Origin of the sequence: Cryobacterium tepidiphilum, assembly GCF_003716325.1 — a bacterium.
Lineage (GTDB): Bacteria > Actinomycetota > Actinomycetes > Actinomycetales > Microbacteriaceae > Cryobacterium > Cryobacterium tepidiphilum.
Window position 1 is genome coordinate 38,996 of sequence record NZ_RDSR01000020.1, and the last position, 21,053, is coordinate 60,048.

General features: G+C 70.0%; 19 protein-coding genes. 8 read left to right on the forward strand and 11 right to left on the reverse strand.

Annotated elements, in window-relative coordinates:
* The 3 genes from EEJ31_RS11290 (at window position 1) to EEJ31_RS11300 (ending at window position 3,178) form a co-directional block, all read left to right on the forward strand.
* The gene (locus EEJ31_RS11290; RefSeq protein ID WP_123046395.1) at window positions 1-981 is read left to right on the forward strand and encodes an acyltransferase family protein; all 981 of its coding nucleotides are present in this window, start codon (window positions 1-3) and stop codon (window positions 979-981) included.
* Window positions 982-1,244: 263 nt separating this feature from the next.
* Window positions 1,245-2,420 (forward strand): glycosyltransferase family 4 protein, encoded by a 1,176-nt coding sequence (locus EEJ31_RS11295; protein WP_123046396.1) that lies wholly within the window; start codon window positions 1,245-1,247, stop codon window positions 2,418-2,420.
* Between the two features lie 62 nt (window positions 2,421-2,482).
* Window positions 2,483-3,178: a Pr6Pr family membrane protein gene (locus tag EEJ31_RS11300; RefSeq protein WP_123046397.1), complete on the forward strand. Its 696-nt coding sequence runs from the start codon at window positions 2,483-2,485 to the stop codon at window positions 3,176-3,178.
* On the opposite strand, the gene EEJ31_RS11305 is transcribed toward EEJ31_RS11300, so the two are convergent.
* From EEJ31_RS11305 to EEJ31_RS11320, 4 genes are all read right to left on the reverse strand, one after another.
* Window positions 3,075-4,535, reverse strand: coding sequence for a flavin monoamine oxidase family protein (locus tag EEJ31_RS11305; RefSeq protein ID WP_158603952.1), 1,461 nt, complete (start codon window positions 4,533-4,535; stop codon window positions 3,075-3,077). The two genes, EEJ31_RS11300 and EEJ31_RS11305, sit on opposite strands and share 104 nt — an antisense overlap.
* Before the next feature lie 121 nt (window positions 4,536-4,656).
* Entirely contained in the window at window positions 4,657-6,006 is a 1,350-nt protein-coding gene (locus tag EEJ31_RS11310; RefSeq protein WP_233563858.1) for an LCP family protein, read from the reverse strand.
* Entirely contained in the window at window positions 6,003-6,470 is a 468-nt protein-coding gene (purE, locus tag EEJ31_RS11315; RefSeq protein WP_123046412.1) for a 5-(carboxyamino)imidazole ribonucleotide mutase, read from the reverse strand. The genes EEJ31_RS11310 and purE overlap by 4 nt, the downstream gene beginning before the upstream one ends.
* Window positions 6,471-6,544: 74 nt before the next feature.
* Window positions 6,545-7,681, reverse strand: coding sequence for a 5-(carboxyamino)imidazole ribonucleotide synthase (locus EEJ31_RS11320; protein ID WP_123046399.1), 1,137 nt, complete (start codon window positions 7,679-7,681; stop codon window positions 6,545-6,547).
* 163 nt (window positions 7,682-7,844) lie between these two features.
* Between EEJ31_RS11320 and EEJ31_RS11325 the strand changes: the two genes are divergently transcribed.
* Window positions 7,845-8,375, forward strand: coding sequence for a GtrA family protein (locus tag EEJ31_RS11325; RefSeq protein ID WP_123046400.1), 531 nt, complete (start codon window positions 7,845-7,847; stop codon window positions 8,373-8,375).
* Window positions 8,376-8,394: 19 nt separating this feature from the next.
* Here EEJ31_RS11325 and EEJ31_RS11330 read toward each other — a convergent pair whose 3' ends face one another.
* Both EEJ31_RS11330 and EEJ31_RS11335 read right to left on the reverse strand, forming a co-directional pair.
* Window positions 8,395-8,955: a PH domain-containing protein gene (locus EEJ31_RS11330; RefSeq protein WP_123046401.1), complete on the reverse strand. Its 561-nt coding sequence runs from the start codon at window positions 8,953-8,955 to the stop codon at window positions 8,395-8,397.
* Window positions 8,956-8,962: 7 nt separating this feature from the next.
* On the reverse strand, window positions 8,963-9,871 hold the full coding sequence (locus EEJ31_RS11335; protein WP_123046402.1) for a biotin--[acetyl-CoA-carboxylase] ligase: 909 nt from the start codon (window positions 9,869-9,871) through the stop codon (window positions 8,963-8,965).
* Between the two features lie 181 nt (window positions 9,872-10,052).
* Here EEJ31_RS11335 and EEJ31_RS11340 point away from each other — a divergent pair, with 181 nt between their 5' ends.
* Together EEJ31_RS11340 and EEJ31_RS11345 are read left to right on the forward strand one after the other, a co-directional pair.
* The gene (locus EEJ31_RS11340; RefSeq protein WP_407643240.1) at window positions 10,053-11,666 is read left to right on the forward strand and encodes an acyl-CoA carboxylase subunit beta; all 1,614 of its coding nucleotides are present in this window, start codon (window positions 10,053-10,055) and stop codon (window positions 11,664-11,666) included.
* A gap of 9 nt (window positions 11,667-11,675) precedes the next feature.
* The gene (locus EEJ31_RS11345; RefSeq protein ID WP_123046403.1) at window positions 11,676-11,921 is read left to right on the forward strand and encodes an acyl-CoA carboxylase subunit epsilon; all 246 of its coding nucleotides are present in this window, start codon (window positions 11,676-11,678) and stop codon (window positions 11,919-11,921) included.
* Between the two features lie 333 nt (window positions 11,922-12,254).
* Here the strand turns inward: EEJ31_RS11345 and EEJ31_RS11350 are convergent, their stop codons facing one another.
* The 5 genes from EEJ31_RS11350 to EEJ31_RS11370 form a co-directional block, all read right to left on the reverse strand.
* The gene (locus EEJ31_RS11350) at window positions 12,255-13,325 is read right to left on the reverse strand and encodes a type IV toxin-antitoxin system AbiEi family antitoxin domain-containing protein (protein WP_148040178.1); all 1,071 of its coding nucleotides are present in this window, start codon (window positions 13,323-13,325) and stop codon (window positions 12,255-12,257) included.
* Between the two features lie 326 nt (window positions 13,326-13,651).
* Window positions 13,652-14,683: a hypothetical protein gene (locus EEJ31_RS11355; RefSeq protein ID WP_123046405.1), complete on the reverse strand. Its 1,032-nt coding sequence runs from the start codon at window positions 14,681-14,683 to the stop codon at window positions 13,652-13,654.
* Complete coding sequence (locus EEJ31_RS11360; protein ID WP_233563859.1) at window positions 14,680-16,059, reverse strand: sensor histidine kinase; 1,380 nt, start codon at window positions 16,057-16,059, stop codon at window positions 14,680-14,682. Before EEJ31_RS11360 ends, EEJ31_RS11355 begins: the two co-directional genes overlap by 4 nt.
* Entirely contained in the window at window positions 16,046-16,717 is a 672-nt protein-coding gene (locus tag EEJ31_RS11365; RefSeq protein ID WP_123046415.1) for a response regulator transcription factor, read from the reverse strand. Before EEJ31_RS11365 ends, EEJ31_RS11360 begins: the two co-directional genes overlap by 14 nt.
* A gap of 153 nt (window positions 16,718-16,870) precedes the next feature.
* Window positions 16,871-18,178 carry a class I SAM-dependent RNA methyltransferase gene (locus EEJ31_RS11370; RefSeq protein WP_123046407.1) on the reverse strand — a complete coding sequence of 436 codons (1,308 nt, stop codon included), beginning with the start codon at window positions 18,176-18,178 and terminating at the stop codon, window positions 16,871-16,873.
* A 25-nt stretch (window positions 18,179-18,203) separates the two neighbouring features.
* On the opposite strand from EEJ31_RS11370, the gene EEJ31_RS11375 reads away from it, so the two are divergent.
* Entirely contained in the window at window positions 18,204-18,842 is a 639-nt protein-coding gene (locus tag EEJ31_RS11375) for a Maf family protein (RefSeq protein WP_123046408.1), read from the forward strand.
* A 219-nt stretch (window positions 18,843-19,061) separates the two neighbouring features.
* The gene (locus EEJ31_RS11380) at window positions 19,062-20,861 is read left to right on the forward strand and encodes an acetyl/propionyl/methylcrotonyl-CoA carboxylase subunit alpha (protein WP_123046409.1); all 1,800 of its coding nucleotides are present in this window, start codon (window positions 19,062-19,064) and stop codon (window positions 20,859-20,861) included.
* Window positions 20,862-21,053: the final 192 nt, after the last annotated feature.

The following is a 21,053-nucleotide window of genomic DNA, read 5'->3' on the forward strand; positions in this document are numbered from 1 at the left end:
ATGAGCCTCATTGACGTTTCCAAGACTGGAAAAATTCCCGCGAAGCCCCGGTCACATGCCATCGACCTCGTTCGCCTCATTGGAATAGTCGCGATCGTCGCCGGCCACTCTTCGACGTCAGCTTGGGTAAGCCCTTGGCTTTTCAGCTGGCACGTGCCGGTTTTCTTCGTGATTAGTGGCTACTTGTGGTCGCCGTCTCGGAGTACAAAGCTCGAGTTCACCAAGCGGGCCCGGACCCTTCTGCTCCCATACGTCACGTGGCTAGTCATCGTGTCTGTACTCTGGTTCGGCTTTCGCATGGCGCGCGGGGAAAGCATCGACTGGTCGTTCTCGCAGAACCTGTTACTCGGCGGCTGGTACATCCCCAGGCCGTACTCTGCCTTCTGGTTCGTCACCGCACTGTTCATCGCGACCGTGCTCATGCGCTGGCTATCGAACCTCTCCCCGTTCCTGCCCTGGTTCGTAGGCGCCATCGGCGTGGCTTGGTGCACAGTCGACCCCGAGACGGCCAAGCGGGTACCGGAGTCGGCTGGAGTCGCGCTCGCCGCCATATTGTTCATGTGCCTCGGGTCGCTTCTGCGCAACTATCGCAATCAGATCACGTCCCCGCTGAAATTCGGACTGGTGTTGCTTATACCTGCCTTGTTCCTCAGCGTTTCCGGTGCAGTGGATGGTTTCAACATGAAGAGTGCTGACCTGGGAACGCCAATCCTGGGCGTCCTCATCGGGGTAGCAATCTCCTGCGGTTTGATTCTCGTGTGTGAAGCAATCGGTCCGATGCTTCCATCGCAGCTCGGAAGCACGATCTCGATCGTGGCCCAAACCGGTCTCGCGATCATCCTGAGCCACACACTCGTGCTTGCAATTGCCGCACAGCTCGGGATGGTCTCGGCCAAACTGATTTTCCTCTTGGCACTCTTCATCCCGTTGGCGTTCGCACTATCGATAAGGCGCACTCAAGCCAGCCGCTTCTTCATGTGACTTCTTCGTATGCAGATCTTCGCCATCGGTGGTGCGGGCTTGATCGACTTTGTGCGCGGGTCCCATTGAGCAGGGACTCGAGGATGCCGTGCAGTGGTACCGCGACAATCGGGCTTGGTGGGAACCGTTGAAGGCCCGCGCGAGCATCAACCGGGTACCCTGACAGCGGGACTTCGACACCCTCACGGACCTCGACGGGCCTCCGTCATGGGAGTCTGGGTACCGAACAACATGACGTATTCGAGAGCGGGCGGGGAGAGCACATGACCACCCTTCGAATGGTCGTCGACCAGATGGCGGCGCCGGTTCCCGGCAGCCTGGGGCGCTACACCGAGGACCTCACCCGCGCGCTGATCCAGACCGCGCCACCCGGATGCGACGTGGAGGGCATCGTCTCGGCCACGCCCGCCGAGCAGTGCCGGCAGATCGAGGAGAAACTGCCGGGGCTGGGATCGCTGTACAAGACCACACTCGCGCGGCGCGAGCTCACGGCGGCGTGGCAGCTCGGACTCGGCACGTCGCCGGGGCCCGGGATCATCCACGCGCCGGGGCTGCTCGCGCCGCTGCGGCGGCACGACCGGATCGGCGGCCCGTTCACCCAGGTCACCGTGACCGTGCACGACGTGCTGGCGTGGACCCACCCCGACGCCCTCAGCAACGCCACAGCGGCCTGGACCAAGACGGTGATGAAACGCGCCCGGAAGTTCGCCGACGCGGTGGTGGTGCCGAGCCACGCCCTGGCCGAGCAACTCGCCGAGATCATGGACTTCGGCGACCGCGTGCGCGTCATCACCCCCGCCGTGCCCAGCGGCCTCCGCCTGCCGTCGGGCTCGCTGACCCCGGGCACAGCGGATGCCGAGGCGCTCGTCGCGCCGCGGGCGGAGGCGCTCGGGCTGCCATCCGAGTACATCCTCACCTCGGGATCGCTCACCCCGCGCAAGGCACTGCCCGCCCTCATCGCCGCGCTCGGGCTTCCCGGCACGCCCGACCTGCCGCTTATCGTGCTCGGTCCCGCCTCCTGGGGAGAGCTGGACCTCGCATCCGTTGCCGGCCAGGCGGGGCTGGAACCGGGCCGCGTGCGCGCCCTGTCGGGGCTCACCGACGAGGACATGGCCGTCGTCTTCGCACGCGCCACGGTGTTCGTGCAGCCGAGCCTGGAGGAGGGATTCGGGCAGGAGATCATCGAGGCCTTCCACTTCGGAACGCCCGTCATCCACTCCGACGCGCCGGCCCTGGTCGAAACGGCGGGCGACGCGGGACTCGTCGTCGCCCGGGACGATGCGGCGGGCTACCCGGAGCGCCTGGCCGACGCACTCACCCGGGTGCTCACCGACGACGCACTGGCCGCCCGGTTGAGTATCGTCGGAAGTGATCGCGCGAAAGCATTCAGCTGGCGCGATTCCGCCGAGCGTGTCTGGCAGTTGCACGCCGACCTGTAAGGACGCCGGAATGCGCGGGTTCGCTTCACGCGGTGAGGGGCTTCCTCACCCGGAGGTGCGCCATGCGTAAGGTGTTCGGGGTCGCGCGCATCCTCGTCGCACTCACCGGCATTGTGGCGATGATCGGCGACTTCAACTACTCCATCGGCACCAGCCCGTTCGCCACCGGCAACTTCTTCAGCTACTTCACCATCCAGAGCATGATCGTGGGCGTCACGGTCTTCGTGATCGGTGCCGTCAACGCCCTGCGGCAACCCGAAGACCCGCTCTGGCTCGACATGGTGCGGCTGATTTCCACGACGTACCTCATCGTCTCCGGCATCGTGTTCGCGTTCATCCTGATCGAGGGCACGCTGCGCGGCATCCCGGTGTGGGCCCCGTGGTCAAGCCAGCTGATGCACTTCTGGATCTCCGGGTTCGCTCTGCTGGACTGGCTGATCGCGCCGGGCCGCGACGCACCGTGGAAGACGGTGCCGTGGGTGCTGGTGTTCCCCGCCGTATGGCTCGTCTACACGATGATCCGCGGCACCTACGTCTACTGGTACCCGTACTTCTTTCTCGACCCCGCGATCGTGGAGGTGCCGTACGAGTTCAGCATCTACCTGCTCGCCATCATCGCCGTCTTCACCGGCGTGACGTCGCTGCTGCTGGCGATCAGCCGGGTGCCGCGCCTGGAGCACGTGCGGGAGCGCTGGGGGCGGAACCGTCCTGCGCCTGCGGCGCGGAGGCGGCGGGATCGACGAACGGTGCAAGGCTAGCCAGGGCTGCGGCGAGGGCGTCGTCATCGCTGCCCTCCGCCTGCGCCTTCGCCCGGTCGCCGCCGACGATCGCCACCAGGATCGGCTCGCCGGTGACCGGTTCGAGGTTGAACCACAACGGATACGACGGGTCGTCGAGAACGGTCCAGACCGTCGCATCCGTCGACCAGAACGGCTCGTCGAAGCGCAGCACCAGTTTCTCGCGCAGGCCCATCCCGAGCTGACCGATCGCCGCCCGGTGCGAGAACGGCAGTGGCGGGTCGAACTCGATCGCGCCCGTCTGCAGCACCCCGAGCGGAACCGTGATGATCACCCGGTCGGCCGACAGGGACTCGCCCCGGGACAGGCGCAGGCTGATGCCCCGGTCGGAGGCGATGATACCGCTGACGACGCTGCTCGGCAGAACGTCGATCCCGTCGAGAGCGGTCTGCACGAGCTTCTGGAAGCCCCCGGTGACCAGGCGGTCGCCCTCGTGGGTGAGGGTGGGATCGGGGGCGTACCAGGATGAGAGCTGGTCGGCGTTGGCCCCGGTGGGGGCGACGACATCGGTGGTGATGAACGTGGCGAGGCGCTCCGCGTCGGACACCCCGACGGCGTTCTCCTCGGTGCTGAGCTCGCCCGCGCCCGACTCCTGGAGGGCCTGCGCGACGGTCACGTCGGTGCGCTGCTTCGCCGCCCAGGCGAGCGCCTCGGTGACCGCGTTCGGGGCGACCGGCGTGGGCGGCACGATGTCGCCGTCAGGGGTGCGCTGCTGCGCCCGCACGTTGAAGTCGGCGGTGTCGACGCCGAGGAGAGTGAGGTCGCGGCCGAGGGCGATCGCGGACGAGCCGGCGAGCCAGGCCGCACCCAACTCGACCGGGAACGGCCAGTCGCCCGCGTCATCCGTGTGGATGCGACCACCGGACCGGTCGCGGCCCTCGATCACCACCACGTTGTAGCCGGCGTCGGCGAGCTCTCGGGCGGCCGTGGCGCCGGCGACGCCCGCACCGACGATGGCGACGCGGTCGTCGGTCGATGCTGCAGCGACGACCTCGGCGGCGGCGCGCACGCCGGAGGCACGCGCGCCCTGCACGGTGCCGGGGTCATCGCCGTCGGTGTGCTCGCCGGCGAAGAAGAGCCGGCCGTCGACGGGCTGCCGGAGCGCCTCCCGGTCGGCCGGCGACGACCCGACGGTCTGGAAGCTCGCGGCGCCGTAGGACATGGGGTCGGTGGACCAGGCCGTGCGGCGGAACGCGCTCGGTTGCGGCACGTCGCCGGGCGTCGGCGGGGGCGGCACCGCGGTGGCGGTCGCGGAGGGGCTGGGCACGGGCCTGCGGGGCGTGCAGCCGCTCACGGCCAGCACGGTGAGTCCTGACATGGTGCCCAGGAGAAAAGTGCGCCGGTTCATTGCCCTCCCACGCACACTGTAGCGCCCTCCTCGGGTCTCGTCGTCCTTCGCACCACGAGCCCGCCCTCCCCCGCTCAGATGGACGCCGTCGTTACTTCTTGGGGACGACCAGGCCCGCGGCCACCAGGTCACGGATCTGCCCGTAGTCGGGGTTCTCCGGGTCGACGTCGTTGGCCGGGGTGAGCTCGACAGTGGTGATGGGCTGCGACTTGGTCTTGGAGGCGAGGCTCACGAAGTAGCCGAGCATCGACTGCGGGATGTCTGTCTTCACCACCTGCTCGCCGGCCTTCGCCACCCCCTGGAACTTCACGAGCACGTTCGCGGGGTTGAACTGCTTGAGGATCGCCTCCTCCAGCACGCGCTGCCTGGCCATGCGGTCGTAGTCGCTCGTGCCGTGCCGTGCGCGGCCGTACCAGAGGGCGGTGAAGCCGTCCATGTGCTGTTTGCCGGGCTCGACCCAGCCGTCGACGTTGTTGAGCTCCTCGTCGCCGCCGATCGGCAGGCGCTCCTTCACGGTGATCTCCACCCCGCCCAGCGCGTCGATCAGGTCGGAGAAGCCCTGCATGTCGATGAGCACGTAGTACTGGATCGTGAGCCCGGTGATGCCCTCCGCGGCGTCGCGCATGCCCTCGATGCCGGGTTCGCTGCCGTTCTTCACGGCGTTGGGGTACATCTCGGGGCTCTTCAGCTCGACCTCGGTATAGACGGAGTTGAGCATGCAGACGTCGACTTCGCATCCGTCGATCGCACCGTAGCCTTCGGGGTAGACGGATGCCAGCGGCGAGTCGTCGGGGAACGGGAAGTCGACGAGGTTGCGCGGCAGGCCGATGATCGACGCCTTGCCGGTCTTGGCGTCGATGCTCACGACCGAGATGCTGTCGGGGCGCATGCCCTGGCGGTCGGGCCCCGCGTCGCCGCCGAGCAGGAGGATGTTGTAGCGACCGTCGACGGGCGGCACGCTGGGGCCGGCGGTGAAGACGTTGGCGAGGAATCCGCTGGCCGTCGTGGCGACGAGCGCGCCGTAGCCGGCCGAGCCGCACACGACGAGCATGAGCACCGTCGCGAATGCGGCGATGAGCGGCCGGGCTTTCGGGCGCGCCCGAACGAGGCGCACGAGGCGCAGCGTGTCGAGGGTGAGCACCAGCCACAGCACCGCGTAGAACAGCAGGATGAGCGCCGCGAGCCAGAGCCCGATCGAGTTGGTGAACAGCGTGAGCACGGCCGCCGGCCACAGCACGTAGGAGACCCCGGCGACCACGGCCAGCGTGAGAAGCACCAGGGACGCGCCGAGGCCGAACCGGCCGAGCCGCCGGTTGCCGGCCAACACCTGGGCGGAGCCGGGCAGCACGAAGTTCAGCACCACGAGCCACCAGCCCCGCCGGGTCATCACCCGGGTCGAGCCGACGTTCGGATGCCGCATCGGGCTGGTCAGGCTGCTCATAGCCGGGCGTGCAGGTCCTTGTTCTTCTGCTCGACGAGCGCTTCGAGTTCAGCGGCGTAGTCGGCCAGTTTGCCCTGCAGGACGGTGTCGGAGGTGGCGAGTATCTTCACGGCCATGAGCCCCGCGTTGCGCGCCCCGCCGATGGAGACCGTCGCCACTGGCACGCCGGCGGGCATCTGCACGATCGACAGCAGCGAGTCGAGGCCGTCGAGGCGGCTGAGGGGAACGGGCACGCCCACGACCGGCAGCACGGTGACGGCGGCGAGCATTCCGGGGAGGTGGGCGGCACCGCCGGCACCGGCGATGATGACCTTGAGGCCGCGGGCGAGGGCGCCCTGGCCGTAGTCGATCATCTTCTGCGGCGTGCGGTGCGCCGAGACCACGTCGACCTCGAAGGGCACGCCGAATTCACGCAGCACGGTGGCGGTTTCGCTCATCACCGACCAGTCCGAGTCCGATCCCATGACGACGCCGACCAGCGGCGCGGCGGGAGCGGAATCGGGTGTCGTGTTCTCTGGCACGCAGACGATCTTATGTCTCAGTCCTGAAAGAAAGCCGCAGTGGCACGCGCCTCGTAGACGACGGTCTCGAGTTCGTCGCCGCCGGCCGTGACGTGGCCGATCTTGCGTCCCGGACGCGGATCCTTGCCGTAGTTGTGCACCTTCACCGTCGGGTGGGCGTCGAAGGCCGCCGGGTAGCGGTCAGCCATCGATCCCTCGGCCGGGCCGCCCAGCACATTGACCATCACCGACCAGAGTTCGCGGGCACCGGTGGCGCCGAGCGGCAGGTCGAGCACCGCGCGCAGGTGCTGCTCGAACTGACTCGTCGTGGAACCGTCGATGGACCAGTGGCCGCTGTTGTGCGGGCGCATGGCCAGCTCGTTCACCAGCAGGCGCTCATCCGTTGTCTCGAACAGCTCGACCGCGAGCACGCCCGTGACGCCGATGCCCTCGGCGACCGCCATGGCGATGTCGGCGGCGACGTCGGCCACCCGCCCAGCGGAGCCGGGTGCGGGCGCGATGACCTCGGCGCAGACGCCGCCGCGTTGCACGGTCTCGACGAGCGGCCACGCCACGATCTCGCCGGAGGGCCGCCGGGCCACGAGCTGGGCCAGTTCGCGCCGGAAGTCCACGAGTTCCTCCACGAGGAGGGCGGAGCCGCGGTCGTCGCCGGCGAGCGCCTCGAACCAGTCGTCGACGTCGTGCTCGCCGGAGACGACGCGCACGCCCTTGCCGTCGTAGCCGCCCCGCGGGGTCTTCACGACCGCGCGGCCGTCGTGCTCCGCCAGGAAGGCTGCCAGTTCGCCGGAATTCGAGACGGCAGCCCAGTCGGGCACGGGCAGGCCCAGGTCGGTGAGTTTCTGGCGCATGAGCAGCTTGTCCTGCGCGTACAGCAGCGCGTCGGGGCCGGGGTGAACGCGCACGCCGCGGTTCACGAGCGCACGCAGGATCTCCTGCGGCACGTGCTCATGGTCGAAGGTGATGACGTCGACGGTCTCGGCGAAGGCCAGCACGGTGTCGGCGTCGCGGTAGTCGCCGACGCCGGCGGCGGCGAGCCCCGCGGCCATGCCCTCGCTCTCGGCCAGCACCCGAAGGTCGATGCCGAGGTTCACCGCGGCGGGAATCATCATCCTGGCCAGCTGGCCGCCGCCGATGACACCAACGATCGTGGTCATGTCTTCACCAATCCCTGTCGAGCCGGATGCGAGTACCGGGCCGACGCATCCGCCCGCACCTCGTCGGCTGATTCCCAGCGTTCCGCGGCGGCAGCGTCGTAAACTGCCGATCTCACTGTTCTATTTTGGCTCAGTCGGAGTCATGCGTGCGACCGGACGGAATATGGCCCAGAGATCGGTAACCAGGCGCCGTCTGCTTGCGTTCGCCGCGCAGGTCGCCAAGTTCGGCGCGGTCGGGCTCGTGGGCTTCGTCGTCGACGTGGCCGTGTTCAACCTGTTGCGCGCCACCGTCTTCGAGCCGCACGTCGTGCACGCGGGGCCGCTCTACGCCAAGGTCATCTCGACGGCGCTCGCGATCGTGACCAACTGGCTGGGGAACCGATACTGGACCTTCAGCGACAACCGGCGATCGCGCACCGGGCGGGAGGCGCTCGAGTTCTTCGCCGTGAGCATCGCCGGCATGGCGATCGGCCTGCTGTGCCTGTGGTTCAGCCACTACGTGCTGGGGCAGACGAGCGTGCTGGCCGACAACATCTCGTCGAACGTCGTGGGCCTCGCCCTCGGCGCCGTGTTCCGCTTCGTGCTGTACCGCTACTGGGTGTTCGCCCCGAACCGCACCGGGCGCGCCCGCGTTCCCGCGTCGGCCCTGCTCCCGGGCGAGCGCGGCGCCGGATCGCTGCCGAGCGGCACCTGAGCCATTTCGCCTGTCGGCGCTACCGCCCGCGCCGGAACCCCGAGGTCTCGCCGAGGAGCGGGTGCTCGTCCCGCTTCGGCGCGATCGGCGCGCGGGTCTCCTCCATCAGGTCGTGCAGCACCTTCTGCACGAGCGCCGCATTGGGCACGTCTTTCAACACCAGCGGATGCTCGAGCCCCGAGTTGATGAGCACGTTGCCGGACCGGAACGCCGACTGGAGCCAGTTCTGCCGCACCGTCACGTCGTATCCGCGGCTGTGCAACAGCTCCTGCCGGGTGCGCACGAAGAAGCCGTGCCGGAAGATGATGCGCCGTGTGGTGATCGTGTAGCGGCGGTTGAGCCAGGAGACGACGGGCAGCAGCCAGAGCAGCACGACGGCGAGCAGGGCACCGACCACGAGCAGGCTGTTCAGCCATGGCTCGGGCAGGTTGCCGGCGTAGTACCCGGTGGCGCCGGCGATCACGAACAGCAGGATCGTCGGCCAGAACAGCAGGCGCGCGTGCGGGCGCAGCCGGGCGACGACGTGCTCGGCCGGCGCATCCGCGGGCCCGTTCTCGGTCGTGCCTGCGCTGATCGTCATAGACCCATTAATACCGCAGGTGGGTGACGTCGCCGGCCGCGACCGCCAGCAGCTCGTTGTCCGCCTGGTCGCGCACCACCAGCCGGCCGTCCTCGTCGAGACGCACTGCGGTGCCGACGAGGTCGGTGCCGCCCGGCAGCTCCACCCGCACGGCGGCGCCGAGCGTGCCGCAGAGCGCGACCACACGGTCGTGCAGGCCGCTGGCCACCGGGTCTCCGGCCGCCGAGACGAAGCGGTCGTACAGCTCCCGCAACCGGGTGAGGTAGCCCGCCAGCACCGCATCCGGGTCGGGCGAGGTGCCCGTGACCAGCAGCAGCGAGGTCGAGGTGAGGGTGGGCAGGTCGTGCTCATCGAGCGAAACGTTCAGGCCCGCGCCGATCACCACGCCCCCGCCCGGCAGGAGCTCGCAGAGGATGCCGGACACCTTGTATCCGTCGATCAGCACGTCATTCGGCCATTTCAGCGTCACCTCGTGTCGGGGCTGCTCGTCATCGGCGGGCTCGGCGGGCGCCGAGGACTCGGCGACCACGTCGCGCACGGCGAGGGTCATCGCCGCCCCCGCCAGCAGCGGGAACCAGCCGAACTGGTCCATCGGTAGCGGCTCGCCCGCCGAGACCGACAGTTCCGGACGAGACGGACCGGCGTGCCTGTCCGTCTCGTCCGGAACTATCAACGTGGGCGGAAGCCGGGGGCGCAGGAGCACGGAGATGGCGAGCGACTTGCCGGTAGGCGCGAGCCAGGTGCGACCGAGGCGGCCGCGGCCGCGGGTCTGGTTGTCGGTGACGACCACCGACAGATCGGGCCAGCCGGAGGCATCCGCACCCGTCGCGTGCGCCACCAGGACGTCGTTGGTCGACCCCGTCTCGACAAGGTACTCGAAGCGCCCCGCGACCTCGCGGCTCAGCGGAAACTCCATGCGCCCTCTTCCCTGTCTTCCCGGCTCAACTCCTCCAATTCTGTCGAACTTTGCGTCCGTCACGCATGTTTGCGCCCTCCGCGCCCGGAATTGAAGGAGTTGTGCAGCGGAAAGCGTCCAGCGGATGGCGGTGGATTTGTGGCGAATCGTCAACGGTTCAGCCAAGGGGCTGGCCGGTAGAGTGAACGGCGTGACTGACAACGCATCGACTTCGGGCCCTGACTTGTACACGACGGCGGGACGGCTGGCCGACCTGAAGGACCGTTACCACGAGGCCGTGACGGCCAGCGGCCAGGCGGCGATCGAGAAGCAGCACGCGAAGGGCAAGATGACCGCCCGCGAGCGCATCGAGCAGCTGCTCGACCACGGGTCGTTCGTGGAGCTCGACGAGTTCGTGCGCCACCGCACCCACGCGTTCGGCATGGAGAAGAAGCGCCCGTACGGGGACGCCGTCGTCACCGGCACCGGCACCATTCACGGGCGCCAGGTCGCCGTCTACGCGCAGGACTTCACCATCTTCGGCGGCTCGCTCGGCGAGGTCGCCGGCGAGAAGATCATCAAGGTCATGGACCTGGCCCTGAAGACCGGCGTGCCGATCATCGGCATCCTCGACTCCGGCGGCGCCCGCATCCAGGAGGGCGTGGTCGCGCTCGGCAAGTACGGCGAGATCTTCCGCCGCAACACGCAGGCATCCGGCGTCATCCCGCAAATCTCCATCATCATGGGCCCGGCCGCCGGCGGCGCGGTCTACTCCCCCGCCCTCACCGACTTCGTCATCATGGTCGACAAGACCAGCCAGATGTTCGTCACCGGCCCCGACGTGATCAAGACCGTCACCGGCGAAGACGTCGGCATGGAAGAGCTCGGCGGCGCCCTCACCCACAACAAGGTCTCCGGCGTCTCGCACTACCTCGCCAGCGACGAGGCCGACGCCCTCGACTACGCGCGCACCCTGCTCGGGTTCCTCCCCGACAACAACCTCTCCGAGCTGCCGGTCTTCGACAGCGACGCCGAGCTCGAGACGACGGATGCCGACCGCAAGCTCAACACGATCATCCCCGACTCCCCCAACCAGCCCTACGACGTGAAGACCGTCATCGAGCACATCGTCGACCACGGCGACTTCCTCGAGACCCAGCCCCTGTTCGCGCCGAACATCGTGGTCGGTTTCGCCCGCGTCGAAGGCCGCTCGGTCGGCATCGTCGCCAACCAGCCCAACGCCATGGCCGGCACTCTGAACATCGACGCCGGCGAGAAGGCGTCGCGCTTCGTGCGCTTCTGCGACGCGTTCAACATCCCGATCCTCACCCTCGTCGACGTTCCCGGCTACCTGCCGGGCACCGACCAGGAGTGGACGGGCGTCATCCGCCGCGGTGCCAAGCTGCTCTACGCCTACGCCGAGGCGACGGTGCCGCTGGTCACCGTCATCCTGCGCAAGGCCTACGGCGGCGCGTACATCGTCATGGGCTCGAAGCAGCTCGGGGCCGACATGAACCTCGCCTGGCCGACGGCCGAGATCGCCGTGATGGGCGGCCAGGGTGCCGTGAACATCCTCTACCGCAGCGAGATCAAGCGCGCCGAGGAGGCCGGTGAGGATGTCGCCGAGGTGCGCACCCGGCTGGCCAACGAGTACACCTACAACGTCGCCAGCCCGTTCCTGGCCGCCGAGCGGGGCGAGCTCGACGGCGTCATCGAGCCGGCCGTCACGCGCGTGGCGGTCACCAAGGCGCTCCGGGCCCTGCGCACTAAACGCGCGAGCCTGCCGCCCAAGAAGCACGGCAACATCCCGCTGTAGGGGCCGACGATGACTGAAACAACGGATGCCGGAGGCGACGGCCTCGACGCCTCCCAGATCGAGTTCGTCACCCGCGGGGTGACCCCGGCAGAGGTGGCGGCTGTCACCGCCGTGCTGAACGCCATGCTCCATGAGCAGGCGGAGCACCTGCGGAAGCGGCCGGAGCCGGTGCCCAGCAGGTGGGCGGAGCGCGAGCGGCTGGTTCGCCAGAGCATCCGCCCCGGCCCCGGCAGCTGGCGCAATTTCAGCGGCTGATTCGCGCCGCGTTCGGTGCCGGAGGTCGAGCAGCACGGGGCCGGAAAGCACTGTCCCCCTAAATGCTGACTTACTGGTCCTGGGGGCGCGAGGCATTATTGGTTGTGCTAGGTGCTCCTCGAAAGGGGCGGCACCACCAATCATTCGCCCACTAGGGTAAGCAGGCGAATGTTTTGGGGGCGAGTCAGGGCGATATTCGGGTTGTCGCCCTGACTCGAGTTTTAGGAAAGGGATCGGCTTCGGCCGGTCCCTTTCCTATTTCCGCGCCATCCGTTGCTGCGCAATGGGGCTTTTTGTCGGCACGCCGGTTGAACGCCGCTGCGCGGGTCGAATTCAACCCGCGTAGCGGCGTTCAACCCGCGGATCGCGCTGGAGGTCGCTCTGCGGCAGCAGGAGCCGCCTCCGTCTGGCGGGGAGACCGAGCTCAAGGAGGCGCTCGCGCAGACGGTACTGACTCATCGCCACGGCGCTGTCCCAGCGGCCGAAGGCCGCGACCCGGCGCCGGATGGCATCTTCCCGGTCTTTCTCCGCCTTCACCACTTCGGCGGTCGTCCGCCCTCCGAGGAGTACGGGGTCGAAGTACTTCGCGTCGCCGTCGCACTCCCCCACGGCGTCGAACTCCTCCCAATAGAAGTCCGTGTCGTAGCGTCGGCCGTCGATGACGAACGTCTTCTGAAGCACCGGTTCGGGAAACCCGCTCAACGCGATGTTGACCCGGCTGGCCGACTCATTCGGAGAGTCGGCCAGCTCTGACCCGAACTCGATCAGGACCCGGGCACGTACCGAGCCGCGGAACGGCAGCATGCGTTCCCACGTTTCGAGCAACTGGAGCTTCGTGGTCATCGCCGGCACGCGTCGGAACCGGTCGACGGCCAGGGCCCGGTCGATCACGGCCACGGCTGACTTCACGTCAAGGCGCGCGGCGAGGTCGACGACGGTGCGCTCGACGGTGGTCAGGACAACGCCCTCCCGAACCGTCACGTCGCGCGCGTCGAATCCGACGGCGTGCACCCTGACGCCCGGGTACGAGCGCCCGCCTGACCTCCGCTCGGTGACGAAGTGGACCTCGGCCGGCCAGCCGGCGAGCACCGGGAGACCCCACAGCACGGCGGCCGATTCGTGACTGAGCGGCGGGGCGGCGGTACGCGAGCGAGCCGCTGCGAGAACGCGCACGCGATAGCGATCATCCCGGCCCAAGGCGCTCCATTCTTGAGCCGCCACGTACTGCCCGCGGTTGATTCGTTGCAGGAGGCCGCGGTCCACGAGGCGGCGCAGCCTCATGTCGGCTCCGAACGCGCCGCTCACGTCGCGAGAGAAGACCAGAGCCTCTTCCGGATGCCGCCTGCCGCGCTCGTGGGAGGGGTTCGCGGCACCTGGGCCTGGGACGTTGCTGGATGAGCTCATCGCCCTACTCTGCGGCCCGAGCTGCGGCGCCGGCGCGCACGAGCTGAGGCTGTGGGCCGGGAACGGGACTGACGCTCCTGGGGAGGACGGGCATCCGTTGTGAGCTGCGCGGGTTGGACGCCGCTGCGCGGGCTGAATTCAACCCGCGGAGCGGCGTTCAACCCGCGCAGCTCGAAGTGGCGAGGGACGGGAGGGGACGAGGGGCGCGAGGGACGGGAGGGACGTGAGGGAACGGGAGGGACGCGAGGGACGCGAGCGGCGGGGGTTAGGGAGACGGGGCGGGGCGGGAGGGACGGGAGGGACGCGAGGGACGCGAGCGGCGGGGGTTAGGGAGACCGGGTGGGGGCGGGGCGCGGGATCTCCAGCCAGAGGTCGACCTCATCGTCGGAGGACTCCTGCCCGAGGGCGCTGGCGGCGCTGTCTGCGCTGCTGAGGCCGACGACCGTCACCGCGGTGTCCGACTTGTCGGCGACCGAGCGGGCGATGATGCGGTCCGCGCTGGTGCGCGCGATGGCCGCGGCGAGAGTGTTGCGGAGTTCTTCGAGATCCTGCCCGGAGAGGTCGTCGATGCCGCCCTCGTCGAGGAGCGACACGATCGCGCCGCGCCGGCGAGCGGCCATCACCTGGAACCGCACCTCGTCGTTCAGGAGTTTGCGTCCGCGGATCTCGTCGCGGATGGCCGCCTCGAGGTACCGGCACTCCTGCCGCTGCACATCGGTCAGCACCCCGCCGCGCTCCACGATGCGCCGCAGCATCGGCGCGGCCAGCCGGTTGGTGTGCGCCAGGCGCACGCGGCGTTCGTAGAGGTGCGCCTCCTGCGCCGCCTGCCAGTCGCTCGCCTCGCGCTCGGCGAGTCCGTACTGGCTGGCGTCGCGCCCGGCCTTGGTGAGCGCGTGGGCGAGCAGGATCGCCACGCCCACCCACAGGACGCTGCCGAACACACCCTGCGACGCCACCGCGGCCGGGCCGGCCCAGGCGACCGTGTACGCGGCGAGGAAGCCGACTCCGGCCCACGCCGTCGCCTGCCGCTTGCGCGCGGCGGTGATGGTCATCAGCACGCCCACGGCGGCGACGTACCAGGTGGCGTAGCCGTTGTTGCGGGAACCGTCGAGGGTGCTGCTGACGAGGAGGGGCAGCGTGCCCGAGACCGCGAGGTTGAATGCGGCCAGCCAGAGCGGCATCCGTGTGGGGCTCGTCGGCCACAGGCTGACCACCGTCGCTACCGCGTAGAGCACCATCGCCACGATCGCCGGCACCGGCGACGACGGCACCCGCAGCGAGTAGATGCCGAGCACGACGTGGTAGGTGGAGAACAACGCGGCGAGCGCGAGGAGCAGGCCGCGGGGAACGGTGATCATCGGTCGACTCCCGTCGCCGGGTCGTCTGCGCCCGGGTGGGCCGGGCCGATGACACCGGTGTCGGGGCCGGACTCCGCCGGCCGTGGCCACACGATCGTCACCGTCGTGCCCTCACCGGGAGCGGTGCGGAGTTTCACCGCACCGCCGGCGCTCTCCATCCGCTCCATGATCGACAGTCGCAGACCGAGCCGTTCGCTCGGCACCGCCCGCGCGTCGAAGCCCACCCCGGTGTCGGTGATCTCGATGGTGCAGCCGCCGCGCGAGTTCGAGCGCAGGGTCAGCGTGCGGGTGATGTCGCCGGTGCCGGCATGCTGCATGCTGTTCACCATGGCCTGCACGGTCGCGGAGTAGAGGGCGTCGCTCGCCTGCAGCGGCACGGTGATCATGTCGACGTTCTTTTCGACGACGACGAAGGGGCTGGCGAACGCCTCGGCAGCGTGACGGATGCGCTGGCTCACCCGGGCGAACGGGATGACGGTCTCGTCGTTGGCCACCGGGACGCCCGCGTCGGTGAGGCGCGCCATGGCGCGGGCGGCCATCGTCACCGCGAGTTCCGCCTCCTTGGGCGTCTCGGCCCGCGCGGCGGCCAGCAGGGTGGTGAGCACGCTGTCGTGCACGATCGAGTCCACCTCGACCCGCTCCAGCTCGGTGGCGTGATGGCGCACCGCGGCGGCGTATTTGCGCAGCGCGTTGGACTGGGCGATGTCGACGGCGGCGGTCGCCTGGCGCAGCATGACGATGATGATCAGCACCACCTGCCCGAGGAGGATCGCGTAGACGGCATCGAGCGCCGCGAGGAGCAGGTCGGCGTGCCCGCCCGCCGGGGTGAGCCGGAGCACGCCGTAGGCGACGGGGGCGGTGATCGCGTAGACCGCCGCCCAGCGCAGCGGGAAGGCCAGTGCGGCACAGGACGTGGCGATGGAGCAGAAGTACCAGAGCCACGGCTTGTCCTGCAGCACCGCGTCGGGCACCATGAGCAGGGCCGGCCAGGCCAGCAGGGCGGCCAGGTACCCGGCCGACACGATGGTGCAGGCCACGCGGATGCCGACCTGGATGACGGTGCACACCACGACGAGCGCGACGCTCGAATACAGGGTGATGGCGAGGAACGGTCCCCAGCCGGGCTTCAGGTCATCGAGCTGGGACGCCATCGCGGGCAGGGTCTGCAGCGCGAAGATGAAGCCGATGCCGCCGACGGAGCGCGAGAGGACGATCTCGATCTGCCGCCTGCTGGTCGGGTTGATCGCGTGCGCGGGCCGGCGCAGGGCATCCGCTGCCGCGCCCCCGGAGCTGACCGGCGGCATGGTGTGCAGCTTGTCGCGTTCGCCGCCGTCCGGCCACTGCCCGAGGACGGAGGCCGTGTCAGCCGTTCTCATCTCCACCCGCGGTGTCGAGGCCGGGCAGGATGCCGTCTTCCACGGCACGGCGAAGCAGGTCGACCTTCGTGGGGGCGGGGCGGCCGACCTCCACGTACTTCACGCGGATCCGGTCCAGGTACTCGCGGGCCGTGGAGTGCGCGATGCCGAGCTGCATGGCGACCATCTTCAGCGGCAGCCCGGAGGCGTAGAGGTGCAGCACGTCGCGCTCGCGGCGGCCCAGCTGGGCCTTGGCGAAGTCGGCGTCGGCGTCGATGGCGCTGGCCCACTCCAGGTTGTTGAGTACGTCGCCGCGGGCAACGGATGCGACGGCCGCCATGACGGTCGTCGTCGGCGACGACTTGGGGATGACGCCGGCCGCACCGGCGGCGAGCGCCTCGCGCACGAGCGCCACCCGGTCGGCGATGCTGTGCACGAGCACGGCCGCGCCGGTGCCCTGCACGAGCTTCACGTTGTCGGTGACCACGGAGCCGTCGCCGAGGGAGAGGTCGAGCACGATGACGTCGCACACCCGGCCGTCGAGGCCCCGCACCAGTTCACACGCGGTCGCGGCGGCGAGCACGACCTCGAATCCGGCATCTTCGCACGCCGCCTGCAGTCCGAGGCGCACCGATTCGTGGTCGTCGACGATGCCCACGCGCACCCGCCCGCCCGGCATCTGGTCGACATCGGCCGGCGTGGTCTGGGCTGCTGGGGTCACGGCGAGCGCACTCCTTCATCTCTGTACGTTTCAGGGCGTAACGGCGGCGCGAGACGGCAGAACCGCCCGGCGCCGCACCCGCCGGTGCTGCACGCCTCAGCTTAGCGACAGCTACCGCGTGAGCAGGGCGACGGCTTCGACGTGGTGCGTATTGGGGAACAGGTCGAAGGCGCGGAGGCTGCGAAGCTGGTAGCCGTGGCCGGCGAAGAGGGCCACGTCGCGGGCCAGGGCGACCGGGTCGCAGGCCACATAGACGACCTGAGCGGGCCCCAGCGCGCCGAGCTGGTCGACGACGGCGCGGCCGGCGCCGGAGCGCGGCGGGTCGAGCACCACGGTGCCGGCGGCGAGCCGGGAGAGCTCGGCCTCGCTGGACTCGGCAAGGGTGCGCTGCAGGAACCGGTCGACCCGGTCGGTCTGCGCGTTGGCGCCCACCCAGTCGGTGAGGTTCTCGGCCGCGGAGTCCGTCGCGCGCGCATCGCCCTCGACCGAGGTGATGCGCACCGTCGGCCCGAAGCGGTCGCCGACCGCGGCGGCGAGGAGGCCGACGCCGCCGTAGAGGTCGAGGTTGGAGGCGCGTGGGTCGAACGCGTCGGCGTCGATCGCGTTCTGCACGGCGCCGTACAGCGTCTCGGCGGCGCGGGAGTGCACCTGCCAGAAGCCCGAGACGTCGAGCTGGAACTCGCGGTCGCCGACGCGTTCGCGGATGAGCTTGGGCGGCATCCGTCGCGGCTTGCCCCGCGCATCGCGCTCGACGACGAGCACCTGAACGTCGCCCTCGGACGGGGCGACGAGGTCGACGGATGCCGCGCCGGGGAAGAGCGCGTCGAGCGGGGCAGCCGCCTCAACGGCGCGCTCCGCGAGCGGGAGGTCGTCGACGGGGACGACGGTGTGGGAGCGGGCAGAGTAGGGGCCGACGGTGCCGTCTGCGGCGACGTGCAGGCTCACGCGGGTGCGCCATCCGGTGCCGTCGAGCTCGTCGCCCGGGGAGGCGTTCAGGCCGACGGGAACCGGCTCGACGACGGCATCCGTGTCGATGCCGGCCATGCGGTGCAGGGCGTCGGCGAGCACCTGGCGCTTGAGTTCACGCTGGTGGGCGAGCTCGATGTGGCCGAACTCGGCGCCGCCGGCCCGCTCCTCCGGGGCGCGCTCGACGGCGGCGGCCGACCAGATGTGCGGCTGCCGTTCCGGGGCGGCCTCGAGCACCTCGACGGTCTCGGCGCGCCAGAAGCTCTTGTGCCCGGCGTCGGTCAGGCGGGCGCGCACGCGTTCGCCGGGAAGGGTGTCGCTCACGAACACCACGCGGCCCTCGTGCCGGGCGACGAAGATTCCGCCGTGGGCTACGTTGGTGACGTCCAATTCGAGTTCGGAACCGACCGGGCCGTCGCCCTGCGGGCCGGGAGTGTGAGTGCGCGTGGCCATTGATCGAGCATCGCATACCGACGCTGTGCGCCTCCACCTGGCGTCGACGTCGCCGGCGCGGCTGATGCTGCTGCGCTCGGCGGGGATCGAACCGCTCACGCACGCCCCCGGCGTCGACGAGGACGCCGTGGCCGCCGCCGCTGCGCAGGCGCAGGGCGCGCCGCTCACCCCGGAACGGATGGTGGAGCTGCTGGCCCGCGCCAAGGCGGAGGCTGTGGTGGAGGCGACGGGCGTGCAGGGGCTCGTGCTCGGCGGCGACTCGATGTTCGTGCTCGACGGCGCCATCTACGGCAAGCCGCACACGCCGTCGGTGGCGCGCGAGCGCTGGGGACTCCAGCGCGGGCGCACCGGCAGCCTGTATTCGGGGCACTGGCTGATCGACACGACGGATGCCGGTCATCCGCTGGCAGTCGGCGCGGTTGCCGTCGCCCAGGTGACCTTCGCGGACGACATCAGCGACGCCGAGCTCGACGCGTACATCGCGTCCGGGGAGCCGCTGTTCGTGGCCGGCGCGTTCACGATCGACAGCCTCGGGGCGCCATTCATCACCCACGTCGACGGCGACCCGTCGACCGTCGTCGGGCTGTCGCTGCCCACGCTCCGCCGCCTGGTGCGCTCCCTCGGCCACGAGTGGACCGCCCTCTGGAACCGCCCCCGCGCCTGACGCGCATCGGCCGCCGCCATTCCGGGGCCGCGCCCGCGCGGCCCGGGCCGCCCGCGCCGCCCAACCGGCCCCGCGGCATCCGTGGCCCGCCCCGCCCCGCCGGCCCCGGCGGCATCCGTGGCCGGGCGGGGCAGTTGTAGGTATTCCTCACCGGTTCGAGGCCAACTTTGTGGACGAGCCCCAAAGCGCATGCCGCGACGGCCCGTAGGCTAAAGCACTGTGCCACGTATAACGAAAGTCCTCATCGCCAACCGTGGCGAGATCGCCGTGCGAGTCATCCGGGCCGCCCAAGACAGCAAGATCACCTCTGTCGCGGTCTACGCCGACCAGGATCGCGACGCCCTCCACGCCCGCCTCGCGGATGAGGCGTACGGGCTCGAGGGCACCACCAGCGCCGAGACGTACCTCTCGATCGAGAAAATCCTCTCCGTCGCCCGCCGCGCCGGCGCCGACGCCGTGCACCCCGGCTACGGGTTCCTCGCCGAGAACGCCGACTTCGCCCGCGCCGTCATGGACGCCGGCCTCATCTGGATCGGCCCGTCACCCGAGGCCATCGAGAAACTCGGCGACAAGGTCTCCGCACGCCACGTGGCCGAGAAGGTGGGCGCGCCGCTCGCCCCCGGCACGATCAACCCGGTAGCGGATGCCGCCGAGATCCTCGACTTCGTCGACCAGCACGGGCTCCCCGTCGCCATCAAGGCCGCCTTCGGCGGCGGCGGGCGCGGCCTCAAGGTCGCCCGCGAGCGCTCCGAGGTGGAGGAGCTGTTCCAGTCCGCCACACGTGAGGCCGTCGCCGCGTTCGGCCGCGGCGAATGCTTCGTGGAGAAGTACCTCGACCAGCCGCGCCACGTGGAGACCCAGTGCCTCGCCGACGCGCACGGCAACGTCGTGGTTGTCTCCACCCGCGACTGCTCGCTGCAGCGGCGCCACCAGAAGCTCGTCGAGGAGGCCCCCGCGCCGTTTCTCACCGACGAGCAGACGGCTGAGCTGTACCGGGCGTCGAAGGCGATCCTCAAGGAGGTCGGCTACCTCGGCGCCGGTACCTGCGAGTTCCTCATCGGCAAGGACGGCACTGTCTCGTTCCTCGAGGTCAACACGCGCCTGCAGGTGGAGCACCCGGTCTCCGAAGAAGTGACCGGCATCGACCTGGTGCGTGAGCAGTTCCGCCTCGCCGAGGGCGGCGTGCTCGACTACGACGACCCGGCGCCCACCGGCCACTCGTTCGAATTCCGCATCAACGGCGAGGACGCCGGGCGCGGGTTCATCCCCTCCCCCGGCCCCGTGCACGTCTTCAAGCCCGCGGGCGGCCCCGGCGTGCGCGTCGACAGCGGCGTACAGGCCGGCGACGTCATCTCCGGGTCGTTCGACTCGCTGCTGGCCAAGCTCATCGTCACCGGCGCCACCCGCGAGGAGGCGCTGGAGCGCTCCCGCCGCGCCCTCGACGAGTTCGAGGTGGCGGGCCTCCCCACCGTGCTGCCGTTCCACCGCGACATCGTGCGCGACCCGGCCTTCGCACCGGAGAACGGCGAGCCGTTCTCGGTGTACACCCGCTGGATCGAGACGGACTACGACAACGACATCGAGCCCTGGTCCGGCAGCTTGGAAGACCCCGCCGAGGCGCAGAAGCAGCACAGCGTCGTGGTCGAGGTCGACGGCCGGCGCATCGAGGTACGGATGCCGGCACGCCTGATGCCGGGCGCGGCATCCGCTGAGCAGACGGCCGGCGCACCCCCGCGTCGCCGCAGCGGCACGGGCAGCCACGCGGTCGACACCGGCACCGGCGACGCCGTGAAGGCGCCGATGCAGGCGACGGTCGTGAAGCTCGCCGTCGCCGAGGGCGACGCCGTCGTCAAGGGCGACCTGCTGCTGGTGCTTGAGGCCATGAAGATGGAGCAGCCGATGACCGCGCACAAGGACGGTGTCGTCGGCACCATCGCGGCCGAGGTCGGCACGACCGTGTCGTCCGGCCACCTGCTGCTCACCCTGATCGACGCGCCCGCGGCCGCCGACGCCGCCTAGCACCTGGCCCGCACCGCGACGAACCGGGCCGTCCGCGCCATGTCGCGTCGCCGGCGCGCTGCTCGTAACTCCGGAGATCCTGTCGGCCCTGGCGTTCCCGCCGCACTGGTCCGCGGGCGAGAGCGCGCAGGCGCGGTGTTCTTCCGGAGTTAGCGACCGGGCGGGGGGGGCGCAGACGCGGGCCCGGGAGGC